Origin of the sequence: Spiroplasma chrysopicola DF-1 (genome assembly GCF_000400935.1) — a bacterium.
Taxonomy (GTDB): Bacteria; Bacillota_I; Bacilli_A; order Mycoplasmatales; family Mycoplasmataceae; genus Spiroplasma; species Spiroplasma chrysopicola.
This window is the reverse complement of sequence record NC_021280.1, coordinates 366,283-388,168: the sequence shown is the minus strand read 5'-3', so window position 1 is coordinate 388,168 and position 21,886 is coordinate 366,283. Positions and strand designations below refer to the sequence as shown.

Sequence of the window (21,886 nt, the reverse complement as noted above, 5' to 3'; positions counted from 1 at the left end):
AAAATAATTTCAAATTACAATATATATTTTTAATATTATTAAATATAAAATTAATTAACTTTTTTTGTATTTTAACAATTTTTTTAATACTTCAAAAATATATAAGAATATTTTTTTACAAAATAATAATTTTATAATGTTAAAATTCCATGAAGTATGAAAAAAGCAAAATGTGATAAAATTTTTCTAATTTTTGTATAGTCACTATTTTTAACTTCCATTTTTTTATTGCTAGTCTTCTAAAATCTTTTTTTCTAAAGAATAGGCTCTAGATTTTAATATTTCAGCATAATCAGTAGGTTCTTCTAAATTAAATTTAAACTTTTTAGATAATTTATTAATTACACGTTGAATTCATATTTTAGATCACTATTTTGATGAATAAATTAAAATAATATTTTTCTTATTATTATGCATATAATTATCCTTTCCATTTATTAATTACTAAATTCTAATTAATTAAATTAAAAAAATTAATCTACTTTAAGTTTTTCTAAAATTTCATTAAAAATTATATTTTCAGATTTAAAAATATTATCTTGGACACTCTTAGTACTAGAAAGCATAATTTCTATAGTGTCTTTTGTTTTTTTAAAAATATGAAATAATTCAGAATGGATAATAAGTATTTTAATTTTTCTCCATTCTTCAAATTTAGAATTATTATTTAAATTAATCAATTTATAATTATTTTCTATTTCAATTAATTTTCTTATTAACTGAAAAACCAGTGCCACATTCTCATGGCTAGTTAAAAAAAATCTATTATTAAAATTCGAAATAACAAAATAACTATTAGGATATTCTTTATTAAATGAAGTAGCACAAAGAATAGCATAATCAGAATTTGTTTCTTTCATGTCTTCTGCTAATTTAAGTTCTCAACTTTTATTTCATCCTATTGTATTTTTAAATTCATAAATTATTTTTCCAATTTCTTTTGAATTTAATTTACTGTCTTTAATTACTTGCAATAAATCTGCTTTTTTCCTGCTTTATCAATAGTTGAAATTGTATCTCAAGGATATAATTCAACTAAATTCGCCCTCATTTCATTTTCCAAATTTTGTCCTATAATTTTGCTGTTTGTTAATCTCATTTTCATATTATTATTTTGTTCTTCTCTTAATCTGTCTTCCAAAAAAAGAATTTTGTCTTCTAATTTTTTTCTTTCTTGATTTAGAACTTCATTAATATCACTTTGTAAAAAATCCAATAAAATATTTTTCCCTTTTTTACTTTCAATAATGGTATTTAAAAAAATAACGTAATGAATTTTGGTTGTATAATTACCTGCTGCTGATCTAAATTATATTTCGTTGCAATTAATTGCTTAGCTTCATTAATTGAAAGATTTTCAATCTTAGCAACAAAATATTCAACTAATCCCTCAACATTGCACACAAAACAACGCCAAACTTGTTTTTCTACCGATACTGATAAACTAGGATGTGAATCACTATGAAAAGGACAAATTGCAACATAATTTCGCCCTCTTTTCGATAATTTTAAATAATCACGAAATACTTCTAACATATTTATTTACCTTTATTAAATTTATCTTTTACCAAATAAAAGAACACATGCATACGATAAAAATCGTAGCATGTGTCATTAGCTATCTACACAATACTATATAACAAAAATCTTTAATTTTCTAAATTTTATTTGGGCAAAATAGTTATTTTAGTCTTAAGATTATTTCAAGTAAAAAACTCATTATTTAATTCAAAACTAAAAGTACATTCTAATTTTTTTTCAAGAGGTTCTGTTTCGTCAAAATTTCGAACTATTGTAAAATGATAAACCAAATTATCATATTTATCTTGAACAGGCAATTCTTCGTTAACTTTTAAATAATGAATAAATTTATCATTATTTATTTTGAAATAGGAATTAAATGCTGTTATTGGTGGTACTCTACCTGGTGGCATTCCTAAAATTAGTGTTGCATAAATACAGTCTTCATCCAATTGAAATTCATACTTATTAAATAAAACTTTATTTCTATCTACAAAATAGTGCCCTTTTAGTGGGTCTATGGGTGACCCACATGCAACTACAGTTGAAGATGTTGTAATAATTCCAATAGCTGTAAAAAATCATAATAACTTTTTCATATTAAACACCTTTCCTACATAATTACCCTACCACTCACTACCAAATAATTGATAAAATATTTGTAATAAATTATATTATATTTTTATTTTATTAATTACATACATAAAAATAGTTTAAACATAAAAACGAGATTTGAAATAAAATCTTGTTTTTATGTTACTAATTTATTCTATTAACAGCAAATTAAACTATTAATTTTTTTGATCAGAAAAAACAATATCAAATGATAAATTATCTGAGGTAGTTAAAGAAATATCTTCATCAACAGTTGAATTTAATTCAAATTGTAAATTACTTAAATGAATCTTAAAGTCTTTAGCTGTCATAAATTGACTTAAATCAGGGTTTGCTTTTCCATTAAACATATCTTTTAAATCTTCTCAAACCCCATTCTTATTTTTTAGCATTATTTTTGCATTACCAGATGTTAATCTTACTTTAATTTCTTTCGATGGTTTTACTCCCAATGAAGAAAAAATGTCATTCCCTATTTTATTCCATAATAATGGACTAATTACAAATTCTGAAGCTAACGTTAATGTAGATGATAAAGAAATATTTGCCAGAACATTTCTATCAATTATTTCAAATATATTTTCTCCATCAGGATTAAAATTACTTAGTTTATTTAAAATAGATGTCATTATTTTAGTTACATTAAATCCAATAAAAGATGGTAATAAATCCTCTTTTTTACTAATATTGTCTTCTATAATACTAATTTTTGACTGAATTTCTAAAACTTCAGATGTTTCAGAAAAAATACTGCCCAACTGCGCTTTTCTTTTAAATAGTTCTAATTTTAGTTTTCTAATTTCATTCCTTACATTTTTATATTTAGGATCATTTTCCTTTAGATTTTTTAGTTCCTGGTCAAATTCTGAAATTTTAGTCTTTATTTCAATATAATTACTATCATTATTGACATACTCTTCTGTTTTATCTGAAATTGTTTTAGATAAAGTCTTTTTTTCACTTTCTAATTTTTTAATTGTTTCTAAAATTTCATTATATCTATCATTATCAGAAAATAGATAATCAGGATTACTAAAATTATATTTTGTAGGTTCTTTAGGAATAACACCAGGAAAAAAAGAAATATGTGGTTCTAGTATCATAATCTTAACAGATGATCCTTCTTTGTAACCAACTAATAACTCATAAATTAAACTATCTAAATTAGTTTTAGTATTTTTATATAATAAACTATCTTCTCCTCAGGTTTTTTTAATTCCAATTTGGACATTTTGATCAACACTGGAAAGTAGATACTGCAATAACTCTAAAATAAAATTATTAGTTTCAAAATCATGATTTAATACTCAATGTAATAAACTAACTAAACTTGGGGCCATATTTGTTAATAAATCACCAACTGTTCCACTAATATCAATTAGTTTTTTTGCATCATCAGGTAAACAATCATTTACATTTTTATTTAATATTTCTTTTGCTGATTCATCCTTTTTTGATAATAATAATATAATTCAATCTAAGAATTCTTTTCAATTTTTTTCAAAAGTTGGATTTCCAATTGACTCATAAACTTTAGCAACTTTTTCTTTAACTCCTCCTAGTAATCGTAGAGCTGGTAAAATTTTCTCAGTTATTCCTCCAAATGTCATAGTACCAAAAACTGGAAGTGAAAATGGTAAATCAACATTAGTAATATTTGAACTTGTTCCTTTTTTATTTAAAATATCATTAGCATTAACAATATCAGTAATTGATTCTGATACTCAATTAATTGTTCCATCATAAATGATTGTTTTTGATTTTTCTGTATTTATTCAACACTCAAGATTGATTGTTCCATAATTAATTGTTTTATCATCTAAAGTTCTATTTTTTAAAGATCGTAAACTTGGTCGGTAAGTAATTTTATTAACTTTGAAATTTAAAGTTTTATTAAACCTTGCTTTAAAGGAATTTTCAATATCGTTTTCATCAATATCACTAATTTTTTTCGTAACTTTCCCTGTTTGTTTTACTACCATACCTCCTAATTCACCTTGCATTGTTTTAAACTGTTCTAGACCCTCTTGAACAATTCCATTCTGCAAAGTAGTTCAAAATATTTTATCTTTATAAACTTCTTTATTATTAATTTTAATAATGATCATTGCGACCCCGGGTTCAACTTTAACTTTTTCATTTTGATCGTTAATTTCTTTAAGATTAGATTCCTGATAATCTTGGTCCAAAACTTCAATATTACTATTGCTTCCTAAACTTAAAGTTGCTTTTAATTCTTTTATTAAGCGATCTTTTTTATTTCCTTCTTCTCGGCTTAATTTAAAAGGTTTATCTTTAGTATATTTTTTTAAAACTTCTTTTATTTTTTGACTAACTTCTTTCTTATTATCAGTCACATGTCCTTTACCACTACATGCTACAACAGAACTTGCCCCTGTTGTAGTAATTGTTAATACACTCAAAATTGTTAATAATTTTTTCATGTTACTACTCTCCTTTTTTCCGTAAATTATCTCAAACAAACTTATGTTGCCTTTGTGAGATATAATTATTATAAATAAAAAGAGATAAAATATTTTTATTTTGTCAAAGTTGTTTAAAAAAAAAAAAAAAATGAAAAAGTTTGATAAATTATATTGTTTAAAAGTTATTAAATTTTTAATTATTTTACACATAAAAACAAGATTTTATTTCAAATCTTGCTTACTTTTATTTATTAAATTTTTGTTCTCTTCCTTGTTTATTTTGGTTTGAATGTTGCGATATTTGGCGACAATTTCACGTTCTTCTGGTGTTCTTTCACTTGGTGCTTTAGCCAGTAAACTTGTAATATTTGGTAAATTTTCTTTGTCTTTGTTTTGAGAAATTTCTCTTTCGGTTTCTTGTTTTACCAAAATATCAACATCAATATTGTTTTTACCGGGAACATATGAAAATAAATTAAAGAAGTAATCATTCAAGAAATCAACAGTATTGATTTCTTTTTCTTTTCGCTCTTTTCCTAAATTAAATTCCTTCGCAAATTTTCAGGCTGATTCCATATAAACTAATCCGGGGTTTTCTTTGGAACTAAATATTATTCCATAAGGGTTTTTAAGTTTCATTAAATCCCCGGCTTTAATTAATGGCATTCCTTCTAACCTTGTTTGTGGGGGATTTTTAATAATTTTCTTTGTTTTTGGATCGCGACTAGTTGTGTAACTAACAACTTCTACTGTTTGGTCCCCCAGCATTTTTGAATACATTTCGGCTGTTTGTGTATCATTTGTTTGAATATAAATGTTTAAGTTACAGTTAGAACGAATAATTCCCCCATTTTCTTTGCCATATTTTTGATCTAATTGTAAAAAATCTTGTAGAATAAGTAAGAAAAACATTCCCCGGCTACGAGCAACCGTTACGAATCCTTGAAAGTTTGGAATCATTGGCATGTTCCCAAATTCATCTAAATATAATTGGATGTCTCTTGGCAAACGTTTATCAGATTGTGAATTTGCAACTAAAACATTTGCTTTGTACAACTGCGAAACAAATAAACTGGCCAGAATATGGTGGTTAGTTTTTTCATCAGGTACAATTAAAAACAAAGCTTTTGGTTTATCAGTAAATGTAAATAAATTAATATCATTTTTACAGACAATAGTATGAATTCTGATATCTTGATAAATTTGTAAGCCTCGATCTAAAGTTGAAAGAATAGAACCCAGTTCTTTATCTCCTGTTTTTAATGCATTTGAGCCTACTATTCGGGCCATTGATTTTAAAGATAAGGAATTATGCCATTGTTTCATTTTTTGGCGGTCAGCGGCTAAAATTCCAATAGTTGGTAAATTAAACATTTCTAATGTCAATTCATTGGGGTCTTTATCCAATATTTCTAACATTCCTAACATCAAGCATTTAGCAATGCTTCCGGCCATTGTAGAAAAGTGATCATTATCGCTGCCTTTTAACGGTCAAATTGTTAAAACTAAATCATTAATTTCTTCAATAGCAAAAGATTTTAATTCTCGTTTCATTGTTTCACAAAGCAACTCTGCTTTGCTTACTTTTTTAAATCACATCTTTTCAAACAGAGCGATTTGACCCTTTTCTTTTAATAAATTTAAACAATCATAACAAAAACTTTCTTCATGATCATAACACTTAATATCTTTCAATTTTTCTTTTAACTCTTCTAAGTTATTTAATTTTACTATTTAAATTTCTTGGTGTATTGTAACTGAATCATAATAATATTTGAATACAATAGCTAACGGGTTCCAAGATGATGATAATTTTGCATCTCTCAAATTCAGAGTTAAAAATTCATAACCCTTTTCTTGCAATGGTTTAGAAAGATTTTGATATAATTCCCCTTTTGGATCAGTAAAAATCATACACGGTTGTTTTTTAGAAGCCAAATTTGCATTATAAATTGTTGAAAGCATTACGATTTTTTGAAACTTTCCGGAATTTCTTGCTCCTAAACAAACGGCATGCGTATTATCTCGAATGTTAAAAACTAACTCATTTTTGTTTTTAATAAATCTTGTTTCTCAACCAGGTTGCTCTGAATTTGTAAGACTATGATTAGGATATAGTTCATTGAACGATTCTATTTTTTCCTTTTCTTTTAATTCATTAACAATCCACTTTGCCGCACCATATTCAATTGAATTGGTTTCTTTAATATAAACTTTTTCTAATTCCTTTTTAAATAAAATAATCGTAAAAGTAATAATTCAAAAAATAGTGGGTAAAATTAAACATAATAAAGTTATAAAAATCGGATTTATTCTAATAAACGATCATAAAAAATCAAAATATTTGAGTAATTTAAATCCTTCCATCTTTAATATTTTCAAAAATGGAATAATTATTACTCCAATTAATATTACAAAGGGAAAAATTACAATGGAATTAATCAAAAAATCTTTTCTAGGTTTATTCCAAAATTTCTTTTTTTCTTGATTATCCATTGAAACTTAACACTCCAAAAACTATAACTCCAATTATCGCAATTACTAATACTATCAAATTAAAAATTAATCTAATTTTTATTTCTCTTTTAACTTTGTAAATTTGTTCTTCATCTAACTTTTGAATTTATTTTTTTTAATTCAGGTTTACTATTAATTCATTTTTGAAAGTATTTTGATCAGATTTTTTGGCAGTATTTATTTCATTTAACAAAAACAATAATTTCATAAATTACTAAAACTATTGATAAAAACATCAATGCCGACATTGTTGTTTGATACATCATATATTAATATCCTTTCATTCAAATTTGTTCTTTACCAAATAAAAAAACACATGCATACGATAAAAATCGTAGCATGTGTCATTTAGTCATCTACATAATTATTATACTATAAAAATTAGACTAATTTATTAAGAATACTTTTTTGGCAGGTGCTGCTAAAGTATCTATAAATTTAAAATTATCTTTAATTATAGATGAACTATCTTTTGCTGTAACTATAAATTCAACTGCGGTTCCAGCCACTTGTTTGTCTGTTCCTGTTTGGGTATTTGTTAATTCAAAATCAGCACTAGTTACTTGGTTTCTTGTTAAGCCTAAGGCCTTATTAATCGCATCAATTACTAAATTAATAATTGTTTGATCAGCATTTAAATCAGCATATGTCTTAGTATCATCTGCTACTGTTTGTGGGTCTTCTACATTAACATCGGAAATACTTTTTTTAGCAGGTGCTGCTAAAGTATCTATAAATTTAAAATTATCTTTAATTATAGATGAACTATCTTTTGCTGTAACTATAAATTCAACTGCGGTTCCAGCCACTTGTTTGTCTGTTCCTGTTTGGGCATTTGTTAATTCAAAATCAGCACTAGTTACTTGGTTTCTTGTTAAGCCTAAGGCCTTATTAATCGCATCAATTACTAAATTAATAATTGTTTGATCAGCATTTAAATCAGCATATGTCTTAGTATCATCTGCTACTGTTTGTGGGTCTTCTACATTAACATCGGAAATACTTTTTTTAGCAGGTGCTGCTAAAGTATCTATAAATTTAAAATTATCTTTAATTATAGATGAACTATCTTTTGCTGTAACTATAAATTCAACTGCGGTTCCAGCCACTTGTTTGTCTGTTCCTGTTTGGGCATTTGTTAATTCAAAATCAGCACTAGTTACTTGGTTTCTTGTTAAGCCTAAGGCCTTATTAATCGCATCAATTACTAAATTAATAATTGTTTGATCAGCATTTAAATCAGCATATGTCTTAGTATCATCTGCTACTGTTTGTGGGTCTTCTACATTAACATCGGAAATACTTTTTTTGGCAGGTGCTGCTAAAGTATTTATAAATTTAAAATTATCTTTAATTATAGATGAACTATCTTTTGCTGTAACTATAAATTCAACTGCGGTTCCAGCCACTTGTTTGTCTGTTCCTGTTTGGGCATTTGTTAATTCAAAATCAGCACTAGTTACTTGGTTTCTTGTTAAGCCTAAGGCCTTATTAATCGCATCAATTACTAAATTAATAATTGTTTTATCTTTATTTAAATCAGCATATGTCTTAGTATCATCTGCTACTGTTTGTGGGTCTTCTACATTAACATCGGAAATACTTTTTTTGGCAGGTGCTGCTAAAGTATTTATAAATTTAAAATTATCTTTAATTATAGATGAACTATCTTTTGCTGTAACTATAAATTCAACTGCGGTTCCAGCCGCTTGTTTGTCTGTTCCTGTTTGGGCATTTGTTAATTCAAAATCAGCACTAGTTACTTGGTTTCTTGTTAAGCCTAAGACCTTATTAATCGCATCAATTACTAAATTAATAATTGTTTTATCTTTATTTAAATCAGCATATGTCTTAGTATCATCTGCTATTGTTTGTGGGTCTTCTACATTAACATCGGAAATACTTTTTTTTGAAACAGTTGGAGTATTAGAATTAGAAGATTTGCATGCGACAACTGCAGTTGCCCCAGTAGTTGTTAAACCAAGAGCTCCTAATATTGCTAATAATTTTTTCATAATATATCCTTCTTTCTGTTGCTTAAAAATAAGCTATAAAAATTATATAATTTTAAAGAATGCTTTTTTTTTTTTTTTTTCAAAAGAAAAAGAAAAAAAAAAGAAAAAGAAAAATTTTGCAAAATTAATTTTAAATTTTCCAAAATTATCAAAATTTATTATAGAGTATAGTTATTTTAATCCCATTTTTTATAATGGCTATATATAATCTATTTTAATTTATTACGAAAAATAAGATTAATTTATAGTTTATAATAATTAACATTACTAACTATTTTAAAAATTTATTTATTTTACAACTCCACATAATAATCTTTAATAATTTTAAATTTATAACCACAAAATAATTGCAGTTTTTCTCTAAACAAATTACTTTAATCATAATTTCACCTCCTGATTCTAATTGATAGACTAATAATCTAACCTTCCTAAATTTAAATAATTGTTCTCTTTGTTAGCTAATGAATGCTGTAATTGCATTGCCTGTTGTAGATATAGTTTAGAATTATTCTTTTTCATTTCTTCAAATGCTTTGAAAAGTTTTTTCCCACTTATCGAAATAATTTCTTCAACTCCTTTTTCTCCATAAACTATTTGTTCATAGTCTCTGTTAAAAATACAGGCTGTAGCAAAGTATCCTGTCGGGCAATAAATATGTCCTGAGTTATTTTCACCAACGCCTAAACATGAATTTTCACTACCACAAGATCATTTGTTGCTGATTTGAAATCATTATCTTGATCATCAAATAACAGCTCTTGGATTGATTGGTGCTTGAACAGCAAATGCTGTTTTCTTTTCAATTCATTTAACTAAATATCTTTTATTTAAAAAAATTTGTTTTTTAATTTGTTCCAAAATAGTATGTTCCTTCCTATAAACTTTCTAAATCTTTTAATAACTGTTCGTATCTATGTTCGCATTATTAACTGAATTGTTCTTTTTTTGATACATCTGATTAAACTCATCAAATGAGTTTTGTTTTTTACTATTTCAATTAATGAAATTATTAATAATCTCACTACCTGGTTTGTAATCTTTTAAATTTTGCAAATCTTTTTTTAAAAAAATTGGATACAAATCTGTCTTGCTAATACCAACCGTTAAACAGTTAGCAAATCCCTCGTCATTAAAAACTCAATTTTCTTTAACATAAAATACTTCCAGATTAACACAAGGATTATTTATGAAATAACCAATTACTCTACCCTGTTTATTTTGTAAACGATGATAAATTTGTGAATTTAATACATATAAATTAACAATATTTTTTGACATTATCTGTTTTTTCCTTATCAAATATGATTTGGGCCAAAAACTATTTTTCGTCTTGGTAAATCAAGTTTTTCACATAATAACTAACAATACCCGTTGATTATAAATTTAATTCTCTTATTATATCATCATATGATAATTCTTTTGAATGTAACGTTCTTATTTGTTCTGCTTTATTATAATTTTGTAAATTAACATTTAAAGGCATTCTAAAATAAGGTTTAATTAGTGGTTCTAACTGATCACAAATTCCTCCTTCACGATCATATCTATAACTACCACGATATTTATAAAGATTAACCCAGCGTCAAATTGTTCCAATAGGAATTTCATATTTTTTTGATATATCAGTAGCACTAAAATCATCATCTATACATATATTTCTTTTAAACATTTCATAATAAACTCATCAGAATATTTTAAATTTCATGCTTTTTTACGTCTTCCAGTTTCGTCATAAAATAAGTTTTCATAAGTTCCTATTGGTAAATTATTAATTTTCATTTTTACTACTTCCTTCCTAGTTGTTGTCACTGATTGGAATCACTGATTTTTTCAGCAGCACCCACTCACTGTTTTTTAATCAACTTTAAATCTTTATTTTAATCACTGATGTACCAGATTAATAAAAAAATCAAAATTTAAGCAATAAAAAACACTTTTCATAATTAGACACTCTTTTCGTCCTAATTTTTAAAGCTTGATATGTTTAATTTTGAAATTGCGCTCATAAAATTTGACTTTTTGACACATGTATATAATTAAATTTAATTTTGTTTTGATATACTTAAAAAGTAATGTTCCTTGTATCCTTCCATTCTTAATATATATACATAATTCTTGAGACTAACCACATTATTATAATTTTCTAATGGACTCAATTCAGAAAGGAGTTATGTCAGTAGGAACATACTGATACTTTTATGCCATAGATAATCCCAAGAATTATGTATATATACGATTTAAGCAGTAAAAAAGACTGAAATTATTCAGTCTTCTAGAATGCTTATAAAATATGGGTTTTACAACAACCCTTTTTTTATTCGGTCGAACAAAGATTTAGATTGAATTATATTTTTGCAACATATTTTAAAATCTTAAATTCTAAATAAGTTTTTAAAACTACATACAAATCTTGAAATTATTTTAGTACATTTTTAACAATACTTATTTTATTTAGCAAAATTGCTTTTTTATCAAAGAAAAAATAAGTAAATGAGCGAGTTTAAATAAAATATTATAACTAATTTTTAATTATTAAAAAAACAATAACTTTTAAAGTTATTGTTCACTTAAATAATTATCTTAGTTTTTTGGATATACTGATGCTTTTGTTTTATTTTTTCCAAATTTTTCAAATTTAACAACCCCATCAATTAAAGCAAATAATGTGTCATCTCCACCACGTCCAACATTTACCCCTGGGTGAACTTTTGTTCCACGTTGACGGTAAATAATTGAGCCAGCATGAATTGCTTGACCATCTGCTCTTTTTGCTCCTAAACGTTTTGAATGTGAGTCACGACCATTTTTAGTTGACCCAACTCCTTTTTTAGAAGCAAATAATTGCAATCCTAATAAAAATTTCATCATTATTGTTCGACCTCCTTTAGTTGGATATACGTTTGATATTGTTGATATATCGTTAACAATTGATAATACATTGTTTGTAAGATTATCTGCAAGATATCATCATCGCTAAATACTTCAATCACAATTAACCCATCATCAATTGTAAAATTACAACTATGTTCTTTGATTTGATCAATTGCATTTAAAGTTCCTGTTGAAATTGCTGTAACAGCGGCACAAACAAGATCTTTTCCTGATTCTGCTTGTAACGCATGGCCCGTAATTTCGACTTTTTTAATTTTATTTTCAGTTTTTATAAAATTAATCTTTATCATCTTTATTTATCTGTATTTTTGTTTTCTGCTGGTTTTTTAGTTGCTACTGTTTTTGCAGCTGTAGTACTTGGTGATTTTGGTTTTGCTGTTGTAGTTGTTGTTTTTGGCGCTGCCGGTTTAGCTCCCGCTGGTTTTGGCTCAGTTGCTGGTTTAACTGCTGTTACTTTTTCTCCCACCGGTTTTACCACAGCAGCAGGTTTCACAGTCGGAGCAGCTTTTGGGGCTGCTGGGGCAGGACTTGCTGCTGGTGCTGCTTTACTTGCACTAGCTCCTGTTAAAGAAATTTCTTCGATTTTAACCTTTGTATATGGCTGACGATGTCCATATTTTTTATGAACATTTTTCTTTGGTTTATAATGAAAGACAACAATTTTCTTTTGTTTTCCTTGTTTCATAATAACCCCCGTTACAGCAGCCCCTTTAATTGTTGGCGAACCAATTTTACTATCAATCATTAGGACCTCGTCAAAACGAACTTTATCTCCTTCAACACCTGTTAACATTTCTACAAAAATTTCATCACCTTGTGATACTTTAATTTGTTTTCCACCAGTTTTAATAATTGCAAACATTTATTTACACCTCCAGTTTATACTCGCCTAGTAAGTAGATTAGTGTTACAAATCCTTTTGGTACTTAAAAGTCAAAGAGCGGTTGAAACTGAAACAACCATAATTAATTATAACGATATCTCGTTAAAATACAACAAGATATTTATTTTTTTTATTTTTTCACCAAATCAGATTAGATTGGGCTATAATAAAACATATAAAGTAGCATGGGAGAAGCAAACAAGTATGAGGCGGAAAAAATACCGGTTAAATTACAAAGTTAAACGGATGTTTAAATTTAAAGGGGCAGTTGAAGCAACACAATTGGCCCAAAATTTTGTGCGATATATAACTAATCCATTTATTGATCAAACTTTAAAAAATGAGTTAATTGACCATGAAAATGAAATCTATATGTCCGATATTATTAGTGACGAAGGGGCAAAATATACAATTGCAATTAGTACCCAGTTAGATTATCAAGAAGATGCCGAACGGGTTAAAGAATTAGTCCAAGATTATGTTGATAATGACCTTGATTTTATTTGATATACAATTGGGGATAAAATTGATATTCAAGAAAATCAGTTTTTTGAATCAATTGGGTTAGTTCAAAATGACAACTTAATTGGAATGATTATGGATGTTAAAAAATGAAAAAAACAACAAAAAAAAGTTGAAGACCAGACAATTAAGTTTCGTCGCGTTAATAATAAAAAACGATTAAATGACTTTAGTAGTATTCTTAAAGCTGCTTTGGGGCCAAAAAGTTGAGATTATTTATTTTATAAAACCCTATTAAAATTAAATAAAGATGATGATATTGCCGAAATTGATTTGCTATATAAAAATGACCAGCCAGCAGTAACAGGAAACATTTATTTTGAAAAAGATCTTGTTATTATTGATGATATTGCTACCCACCCTGATTTTCGTCACCAAGGGCTAGCTAAAAAAATGATTAATCATCTCTTACATCGCGCTGTTTCACATGGTTATGACTTGGTTGGTTTAATTGCAACTCCCCAAGGTTATAATCTTTACCGAAAAATGGGCTTTCGGCCAATCAAACTTTATTTAACAGAGTATGTTACGAAAACTAGCAAAAGTAACCTTGAACAAATTGCGACAAAAATTAGCAAAGGAAAACTTAAAAAATTACAAGTTGTTAAAAAAGATAGTTTACTAGCAATGGTCAATGATTTGGTTTGTGAAAACTGCCAAGAAAAAATTGAAGATCCCCAGTACATTACCACTTTAACAAACTTGCCTAACTTTAGTATTAATAATTATCATAAAAAATGTTATCACTTTTCAGCGAAAGAACGTTGAGTTGTTATTAGTGAACAATAAAAAAACTTGGTCCCCTATTCTTTCGGGTTAGCCAAGTTTTTCTTTGTTTTTTTAAGATGGTGTGACTCAGAAATTTGGTCATGCTCATAATTATCTGGTTTATCAACCAGTTTTGTTTGATATTTAAACCAAAAGTAGGCTAAAATTGGAATAATAATGGCGGCCGAACAAAGATCAGTTAAACCAATAAAAATATAGAAAAAGATTGGATTACCAGTTTTAACACTAACAGCATAACCAATTCCAATTAATGGTAAAATAACAATCACTGTTCGTAAACTACTTGTAAGGGTCGCTAAGAATGAACGATTAATTCCTTGGAACAGGGTTAATGCAATATAGGTAAACCCACAAAATGGATATGTTGCAAAGTTAATAACAATTCATCAACGATATTGCACGGCATACTCATGGGGAAAGGCAAATAATTCCATCATTTGTTGACCAAATGAAATGATGACAATTAACATTAAAACAAATCAGGCAATAATAATAATGCTCACCCGTTTTAAAATTTGTCAAATCCGTTGGTATTTTTCCGCCCCAAAATTATAAGCTAAAATTGTGCGGGACCCTTGGGTCATTCCAATTCCAGCGGATAAAATCAACGTCATTCACGGTACCATTGATGAATACAATTCTTGTAGCACCGAAACTCCATCATTAAAATCTTGATTTGGTAACTGAACAACTAACATTGTTGAAACATAAGAAGTAATAACAATTGCCCCATTAATAATAAAGTTTGGGAATCCTGCCCGCATAAATTGCCAAATATTATTTAATTTAATATTAACTAAATTAGCTCAGGTAAATTTTGCATAACTATCTTTTGTTTTAAAGACAATGAAAAATCCTCAAATTACTTGCACAATTCATGAAAAAACTGTTCCTAGCATTGCTCCAGCCATCTCTAAATGAACAACGCGCATAAAGAAAATTGCGACTCCTGCATTAATTGCTAATGAACTAACAACCATTGCCATTACTCATTTCATCCGACCTTCACTACGAATTAATGAAATAAAGTAATAACTTAAAAACATCATTGGTGTTGCTAATAACATTGGTATTGTATAGTTTCAACATAATGCTTGCGTAATTGGATTAAAGTGTGATCCCATTTGTGAAGTAATAAAAACTGCTCCTCATCCAGGATAAACAATACTAAAAATAATAAAGGAAATTAAAATTGAAAATAAAGTTGTTACCGCAAAAGCATTTCCTGATAACTCCTGCATTTTATGGGTATCTCGTTTCCCAAAAGCAATTGAAAAATTCATTGCACAACCCATCCCAAACATAACACTAAATGCTCACAGTAAATTATATGTTTGTGAAGCATATTGTGTTGCAACATTAATAAATGAGCGCATATCAGCTAAAGGAATTTCATTTACCAATGTGCCCTTTAGTTCATTATACATATCAATATAATATTGATTATGAATCGCATCTGGGGCGGCAAAGACTTGCGCTAAACTTTTATCTAAAATATTGTATAGCCCTTGCACAATCATTAAAAAAACGGTTGGCAAACAAAAAATTAAAATGGTTTTTCAAGGTTTCTCATAACGTAATGTTTGTTCACGTTTTGTTAAAACTGTTGTCACAACTTTGCTCCTCCTTTTTGTTGTAAATATCTTATTGTATTTGCTTTATAAATACTGAAAAATGGTTTATACCATCAATAAAAAAATCTTTAAATTGATTTATATCTTCCCAACCATTATTATATCGGAAAAAATCATTATTTAAAGATTTTTTAAAATATTTTCTATTATGAAACTAAGGCTGATGCCTGACCAAAGTTCTTATTATTTGAAAAAACAACATCATCATAAATTTTTGTAATATTAGTAAAGTATGGTTGAATTCCAATTAAAATAATTTTTTGTTCAAAAGCGGCAAAAGCAATTCGTTTAATTTCATTTTTAGTATCATTTAATTTAATAACATAAGAATCAGCAAATTGATGAATAATTTCATAACCCAATTTTTTAATTTCTTGTCCCAATTTTGTTAACATTTCTGGCTCCATTACTGTGAATTCAAAGTAATTATGTGAAGCATTAATAACTTCGCCATAATATACGATTTTCCCATAATTTAAAATTGTAATTTCATCAGCAATATCTTGTAGCTCAGATAAAATATGCGAACAAATTAAGATTGTTTTACCCTGATCACGTAATTTGATTAAATCATTAAATAATTCTTGGCGGGCCGTTGGATCTAAATTAGCAGCTGGCTCATCTAAAATCAAAACTTCCGGATCAGCCATTAAAGCTTGCGCTAACAAAATTTTCTTTTTCATCCCTGATGAAAAAGTATTAGGATTTTTTGATTTAAACTTAATTAAATTTAGACTAACTAAAATTTTGCGGGCCTTTGTTTTGGCCTCTTTATAAGGAATTCCCCGTAAATATCCCATTTCAGCTAAATACTCTAAAGATTTTAAATGCTTAGGAAAACGGGCATTTTCAGGAATATAACCAATTGCTTTTTTGGCATCAACAGAAGTTGCCACTAAACCATTGATATAAAATTCGCCATTTGTTGCAATAATAGCTCCAATTAAAGATTTAATTGTTGTTGTTTTACCACTACCATTAGGACCAATAAACCCATGAATTTTCCCTTTTTTAACGCTAATATTAATGTTATCAACTGCTGTAAATTTTTTAAATTTTTTGGTAAAATTTTTAATTTCAATTGCTAATGTTGGATTAGGGTTAATATTATTAACCTTTTTTTTAAATAACGCTTTCATCATTAAACAAAATCCTTTCTAGTAATTGATCACACCGATAACCCAGCAATACCAATACTAAAAATGGTATAAACTGAAATCATTGCTGGTAAATTGACAATTTCAACTGGAGCAGCAAAATTAGCACCAATAGAATAAGTTGTAAAACTATCACTACCAGTTTGATATTTTACTGGGTATAATTCTGAAGTTAAAAAATTATTTAATGGTAATAAAAAGCCACTATTACCTTTGTTTCCTGTTCACATTACCATTCATTGTTGTCAAATGTTTAAGTATCCCATTAAGCGATAACTTAATTCTTGTTGTTTGATTTTATCAATTTCCTTATTAGCAATGTCAATATCATTATTGGTTTTGCCAAAACTTAGGATTGGAGTTCAGATTTCTTGTAATAGATTATTAGTAAAATAATTTATTGTATTTAGTGATAAATCATTAAAATAAATTTCTCTTGATGATGGTGGGGTTAAAGAATTTTTTACTAAGTAAAATAAACCATTCAAATTTTCCTTTGTAATTTGTTTTGATAAATCATCTAAGTCAATTAAATTGTTAACTGAATAGTTTTTTGAGTTTGGAGTAAAAAGTTCATTTTGATATCACTCATTAATTAATTGTAAAATTTCTTTGTTTTCTGGGGTTGTAATATTAGTTGTATCAAAATTTTTAACTCCTAAATCACCAATAACATTATTTTTTCATGATAAAGTAACTGGCTTTTTAGTTTTAACATTTTCATAAAAATCAGATAATAAATTGATTCCCAGATTATCATTTTCTAATATTGTAAAATTTTGACCCCCAATGTATTTTGGTAAACTAACACTATCTATTGTTAATTCATGATTGCTAACAAGATTATTCATTAAAGGATAATCACTAGCATTAGCTAAAATATATGTTCGATATTCTTCCGATGAAACATTAGGTTTTTTAGCAATAATTGCCTCAGTTTCCTCATTAATGTTGGTTAAATCATATTTTAAGGCAAAGTTTGGTCTACTATCGTTAGGAAATTTAATTGTTAAACCATTACTGCTAAGGTTTCAAATATCTCAACCTCGAATATCTGTCATATTTTTAAAGACATTTTTATTTGTGTTATTTAATGAAATTTTCTTTTTTGCAGAATCAGATGTAGATAATAAAAAATTTGAACTTGGATTACTCGTATTTGTAGCATTATAAATAAAAGGACCCAAGGCACCAATTAATGATAAAAATCCTAGGATAAAAAGAACTCCAATTACCCCTTTGCTACCAATTATTAACGATAATAAAATAGCAACACTTGATAATAAAAATTGGATAATAATTCCTGTTAAAAACATATATGGCAAGGCCTTATATATCGCATTTGTTAATAACTGTCCTACTTCACCAGTAGTATATCCAAATAATGGTGGAATAAATAATACAATAATTGCATAACTTAAGCAAATTACTTGTAATGATAATCATTTTTCAAAAATCATTTTAAAGCGAGTAATTGGTAATGATGCCATAATCAATAATGTTCCATCATCTAATTCGTCCCGAATAATTTGAACCGATTTAAAACCTATATACATTGCTGAAAAAGAAAAATAGAAAATAAAGAAAATCCACAAATAAAATGATAATTGTTGGTTTATATCCTCATTTAAATTAATGCCGTAACTTCTTGATAAGCCCGTAAAGGTTAAAACTAAATTGGCATTTGTGACCATTGTAATTGCTAAAAGGACATAAGTTGACGGTGACTTTAACATTTTAATTAAACTATAACGAAAAACTTTTAATGAAAAAGCATTCTTAAGTTTTTCTTGGAACTTTGATGTTTTTTGATTTTTGTTCTTTAAAACTGAATGATTCATTTTAATTTCCTCTCTTTTTTAATTATTAATAATATTTTATAAAATAGTTTAAAAATAGTTTTACTATGTGCTAATTTTATTAACACTCAAAATGATTGTATCTGTTTTTCTATTCTTTATCAAATAATTTTTTACCTCGTTCTTTGGCTTTTTCTTTTTTTATTTTTTTAATGGAATTTTTAATATGTTCCCGGCGGATTTGTTTAGTTAAATTATCGATTTCTTCTTTTCGTTTTTTCTTATAACCTGGTTTAATTTTTTTGTTATTATTTTTTGTTTTATAACGATTAATAATTTTATTAACTTCATTGGTTGTTGTTTGGGGTTGATATTTTTTCCGAGGTGCTTCAAGGTTAACAGTTACTAATTCATTGTTACTATTTCATTTTTGATATTCAAAAGTAATCCCTCACTGCTCTAATTGTTTTACGAAACTTAAGTTCTTGGTATCATATAAGACATAACTTTTGCCAGTATATTGGCCCCGCCCAGTTCTGCCACTCCGATGAATATAATATTCTAAATTATTTGGTAAATCAATTGAAATAACATGACTAACCCCATCTAAATCAATTCCCCGCGCGGCAACATCTGTTGCAATGACATATTTAAATTCAAGATTTTTGATCCGCTTCACCATTTGTGTTCGTAGCCGTGGTTCTAACCCCGCATGTAATTGACAAACTGAATAACCATTTTCGCGCAGTAAATCAAAATAGCCTGGAATTTCTTCACGACGATTAACAAAGATTAAACATAAATATGGATTAATTGCTGCTAAAACTTTTAATAAGACTTTCCCACGGTCTTGATGTTTTGTTGGAATTAAAACATGTTCAATATTTTGATTAGTTACTGTTGTCTTATTAACGTCAATAAAATGAGGATTTTTTAAATATTTTAATAAAAAAGGTTTTAATGATTCGGCAATTGTCGCTGAAAAAACAGAAACTTTAACATTATTATTTACTTTACTTAAAATGTAATCAACATCATCAATAAACCCTAAATCAAAAATCATATCACATTCATCAATAATAAATGATGATAATTTTCCAAAGTTTAAAGCATCAGCAAGAAAAAGATCTTTTAACCGCGTTGGCGTTACAACAATTATTTGGGGTTGAGATTTTCCTAACTGTTCAATTTGACGTTTAATATCTTCCCCACCAATAAAACAACCAACTTGTAATTCTGGTTGGTATGTTTTAAAAAAGCGAATATTATCATAAATTTGTTTAGCTAATTCACGGGTTGGAGTTACAATTACACTTTGAATCCGATTTAACTGATAGTCCAAATTATTTAAAATTGGTAAAATAAAGGAATGACTTTTTCCAGTTCCAGTATTAGCTAAACAAATAACATTTTGATGTTTTTGTAATAATGGGATTACTTGTTCTTGAACTAAAGTAGGTTCCAAAAATTTTAGATCAATTAATCCATCATTTAAAAATTTTTTTAATCCAAAATTACTAAATTGTCCCATTTATTTTATCTTCCTCAATTTCTGATATATTAAGAATTATAACAAATAAAAAATGAAATTAGGTTAATTTCATTTTTTATTTTTTTGTTTTTAATAAAAGTTTTTTATCATTATATTGCTCTTCATAAAAAGCTTTTTCCCTGATAAAAATATTATTTCGCTCAATAATTATTTCTGCTCAGTATTTTTCAACATCTATTAGTTTTTCTTTATTAATAATTCCTTTTTTAAAGGTTTTTTTAGCTTTTTTAATGTCTTTTTTGCTTTCTTTATTGGCTTTTTTTAAACTATTTTTCGCATCAATATATTCAATTGAATGTTGACAAATCATTGCGCGATGCAATTTAATTGTTACTCAAATAGCAACCAAAACTAAAACTGGAACAGCAATAATAATTCCGGTTAATAATCCCCCCACTAAAGCGGCAAAATTTAATCCTGTTGTTAATTCCATGTCTAATCAGTCAATTACACCGCCTTCATTTGAATGACTTTGCGCTCATTCTAAAATATTATAAGTTTTACCATCAAAAACAAATGTTGCATTATATCCTCAAGCAAAAGTTCCGGTATTTGCTAATTTTAAAAAAGTTGGAAAACCTAATTGTTGAATTAATTTAAAACCACTACCACTAAAAGTGTGAATTTGATTAATATTAGTTGGTAAATCACTATTATTATCTCAATAGTATCCCGAATATGGGAGTGCTAAAAAGGTTAAACATAAAATAAAAATTATAATTGGAATTATCCAAATAATTGAAATCCCTCATTTACCAAATGATTTCATTTTTTTCCTTCTCTCTAATTTTACAAATTAAGTTTTTTCCTAATTACTTAGTTTTTTTGTTTTTTAGTGGTTACTTTTTTGGCTGGTTTAGCCTTAGTAATTACTTCCGCTGGAATAGTATTTGATTTTTTTGCTGCATTAGTTTTTTTAACACTACTTGGTTTTACTCCTAAACGATCAGCAATTAAATCTTCTGCTCTAAAAATTCCTGAAGCGGCTGAACCATCTTTTTCACGATAATCTTTAAAATTTTTATTTTCCACTACCCCTGTTTTACGGTTAATTGAAATTAACATTGCTGGTGTTGCCTTAGCAATTGCTTCTTTTTTAATTTCCATTCATTTTGCTCTTTGAATTTTATCAAACATTTCTTTTGTCATTTTTTGCTTTTCTTTGATAGCTGCCATTCCTAAATCCCCTTTATATATTAATTTATATAATATAATTATATAATTTTTTTAGCAATTATTTTAAAAATTAATTAAAAATTTTAAAATAGTAAATTAATTAATCTTAATTTTTTTAGCAATCATTTTAAAAAATTAATTAGCATTTAATTCTCAAATTACTCCAGTAATAGAAGCAACTTAAATTCTATCATTATTTAACTTAGTACCACAAATGTAAGCTTTTACTTCGGTCTTGACTAACTCCTTAAAAGATCCATCTCCATTTAAATGTAAGATTTCATCATTAATTGTTAAAGCAATAAATTTATCTTCTGAAAAATAAATAAACTCTGTAATAAAAGCAATCTCCTTATCAATATTGTATTAATAATCTTTCCATCTAAAT

At 26.9% G+C, this 21,886-nt stretch carries 21 protein-coding genes and 1 pseudogene; 1 reads left to right on the top strand and 21 read right to left on the bottom strand.

What is annotated here, in order from left to right; genetic code table 4:
• Nucleotides 1-473 precede the first annotated feature (473 nt).
• The 15 genes and pseudogenes from SCHRY_RS01790 to rplU form a co-directional block, all read right to left on the bottom strand.
• The gene (locus SCHRY_RS01790) at nucleotides 474-974 is read right to left on the bottom strand and encodes a DUF2130 domain-containing protein (RefSeq protein WP_016338764.1); all 501 of its coding nucleotides are present in this window, start codon (nucleotides 972-974) and stop codon (nucleotides 474-476) included.
• Nucleotides 965-1,216 carry a hypothetical protein gene (locus SCHRY_RS01785; protein WP_016338763.1) on the bottom strand — a complete coding sequence of 84 codons (252 nt, stop codon included), beginning with the start codon at nucleotides 1,214-1,216 and terminating at the stop codon, nucleotides 965-967. The genes SCHRY_RS01790 and SCHRY_RS01785 overlap by 10 nt, the downstream gene beginning before the upstream one ends.
• 38 nt (nucleotides 1,217-1,254) lie before the next feature.
• On the bottom strand, nucleotides 1,255-1,536 hold the full coding sequence (locus tag SCHRY_RS01780) for a CHC2 zinc finger domain-containing protein (protein ID WP_016338762.1): 282 nt from the start codon (nucleotides 1,534-1,536) through the stop codon (nucleotides 1,255-1,257).
• 128 nt (nucleotides 1,537-1,664) lie between these two features.
• Nucleotides 1,665-2,120, bottom strand: a complete 456-nt coding sequence (locus SCHRY_RS01775; protein ID WP_016338761.1) for a lipoprotein — start codon at nucleotides 2,118-2,120, stop codon at nucleotides 1,665-1,667.
• A gap of 192 nt (nucleotides 2,121-2,312) precedes the next feature.
• Nucleotides 2,313-4,580 (bottom strand): lipoprotein, encoded by a 2,268-nt coding sequence (locus tag SCHRY_RS01770; RefSeq protein ID WP_016338760.1) that lies wholly within the window; start codon nucleotides 4,578-4,580, stop codon nucleotides 2,313-2,315.
• A gap of 204 nt (nucleotides 4,581-4,784) precedes the next feature.
• A complete protein-coding gene (locus SCHRY_RS05505; RefSeq protein ID WP_236607999.1) occupies nucleotides 4,785-6,257 on the bottom strand; it encodes a type IV secretory system conjugative DNA transfer family protein in 1,473 nt (490 codons plus the stop codon).
• A gap of 39 nt (nucleotides 6,258-6,296) precedes the next feature.
• A complete protein-coding gene (locus tag SCHRY_RS05500; RefSeq protein WP_236607998.1) occupies nucleotides 6,297-6,929 on the bottom strand; it encodes a hypothetical protein in 633 nt (210 codons plus the stop codon).
• A gap of 218 nt (nucleotides 6,930-7,147) precedes the next feature.
• On the bottom strand, nucleotides 7,148-7,345 hold the full coding sequence (locus SCHRY_RS01760; protein ID WP_016338759.1) for a hypothetical protein: 198 nt from the start codon (nucleotides 7,343-7,345) through the stop codon (nucleotides 7,148-7,150).
• A gap of 120 nt (nucleotides 7,346-7,465) precedes the next feature.
• Nucleotides 7,466-9,094, bottom strand: coding sequence for a spiralin repeat-containing protein (locus tag SCHRY_RS01755; RefSeq protein WP_016338758.1), 1,629 nt, complete (start codon nucleotides 9,092-9,094; stop codon nucleotides 7,466-7,468).
• A gap of 732 nt (nucleotides 9,095-9,826) precedes the next feature.
• Nucleotides 9,827-9,952: a hypothetical protein gene (locus SCHRY_RS05620; RefSeq protein ID WP_269077127.1), complete on the bottom strand. Its 126-nt coding sequence runs from the start codon at nucleotides 9,950-9,952 to the stop codon at nucleotides 9,827-9,829.
• A gap of 36 nt (nucleotides 9,953-9,988) precedes the next feature.
• Nucleotides 9,989-10,372 (bottom strand): hypothetical protein, encoded by a 384-nt coding sequence (locus tag SCHRY_RS01745; protein WP_016338757.1) that lies wholly within the window; start codon nucleotides 10,370-10,372, stop codon nucleotides 9,989-9,991.
• A 97-nt stretch (nucleotides 10,373-10,469) separates the two neighbouring features.
• Complete coding sequence (locus tag SCHRY_RS01740; RefSeq protein WP_144060281.1) at nucleotides 10,470-10,799, bottom strand: hypothetical protein; 330 nt, start codon at nucleotides 10,797-10,799, stop codon at nucleotides 10,470-10,472.
• Between the two features lie 875 nt (nucleotides 10,800-11,674).
• Entirely contained in the window at nucleotides 11,675-11,959 is a 285-nt protein-coding gene (gene rpmA / locus SCHRY_RS01735; protein ID WP_041611930.1) for a 50S ribosomal protein L27, read from the bottom strand.
• A gap of 2 nt (nucleotides 11,960-11,961) precedes the next feature.
• Complete coding sequence (locus tag SCHRY_RS01730; RefSeq protein WP_016338753.1) at nucleotides 11,962-12,276, bottom strand: ribosomal-processing cysteine protease Prp; 315 nt, start codon at nucleotides 12,274-12,276, stop codon at nucleotides 11,962-11,964.
• Nucleotides 12,277-12,554: 278 nt separating this feature from the next.
• Nucleotides 12,555-12,848, bottom strand: a pseudogene (rplU, locus tag SCHRY_RS05495) (50S ribosomal protein L21); the annotation flags it as partial.
• Between the two features lie 225 nt (nucleotides 12,849-13,073).
• Here rplU and SCHRY_RS01720 point away from each other — a divergent pair.
• Nucleotides 13,074-14,180: a GNAT family N-acetyltransferase gene (locus tag SCHRY_RS01720; protein WP_016338751.1), complete on the top strand. Its 1,107-nt coding sequence runs from the start codon at nucleotides 13,074-13,076 to the stop codon at nucleotides 14,178-14,180.
• Between the two features lie 14 nt (nucleotides 14,181-14,194).
• On the opposite strand, the gene SCHRY_RS01715 is transcribed toward SCHRY_RS01720, so the two are convergent.
• The 6 genes from SCHRY_RS01715 to SCHRY_RS01690 form a co-directional block, all read right to left on the bottom strand.
• Complete coding sequence (locus SCHRY_RS01715) at nucleotides 14,195-15,793, bottom strand: MATE family efflux transporter (protein WP_016338750.1); 1,599 nt, start codon at nucleotides 15,791-15,793, stop codon at nucleotides 14,195-14,197.
• 167 nt (nucleotides 15,794-15,960) lie between these two features.
• Nucleotides 15,961-16,956 carry an ABC transporter ATP-binding protein gene (locus SCHRY_RS01710; RefSeq protein ID WP_016338749.1) on the bottom strand — a complete coding sequence of 332 codons (996 nt, stop codon included), beginning with the start codon at nucleotides 16,954-16,956 and terminating at the stop codon, nucleotides 15,961-15,963.
• Nucleotides 16,956-18,812 carry an ABC transporter permease gene (locus SCHRY_RS01705; protein ID WP_016338748.1) on the bottom strand — a complete coding sequence of 619 codons (1,857 nt, stop codon included), beginning with the start codon at nucleotides 18,810-18,812 and terminating at the stop codon, nucleotides 16,956-16,958. Before SCHRY_RS01705 ends, SCHRY_RS01710 begins: the two co-directional genes overlap by 1 nt.
• Nucleotides 18,813-18,921: 109 nt before the next feature.
• Nucleotides 18,922-20,301 (bottom strand): DEAD/DEAH box helicase, encoded by a 1,380-nt coding sequence (locus tag SCHRY_RS01700; protein ID WP_016338747.1) that lies wholly within the window; start codon nucleotides 20,299-20,301, stop codon nucleotides 18,922-18,924.
• A 76-nt stretch (nucleotides 20,302-20,377) separates the two neighbouring features.
• On the bottom strand, nucleotides 20,378-21,091 hold the full coding sequence (locus SCHRY_RS01695) for a hypothetical protein (protein WP_016338746.1): 714 nt from the start codon (nucleotides 21,089-21,091) through the stop codon (nucleotides 20,378-20,380).
• Nucleotides 21,092-21,138: 47 nt separating this feature from the next.
• Nucleotides 21,139-21,498, bottom strand: coding sequence for a hypothetical protein (locus tag SCHRY_RS01690; RefSeq protein WP_016338745.1), 360 nt, complete (start codon nucleotides 21,496-21,498; stop codon nucleotides 21,139-21,141).
• Nucleotides 21,499-21,886: the final 388 nt, after the last annotated feature.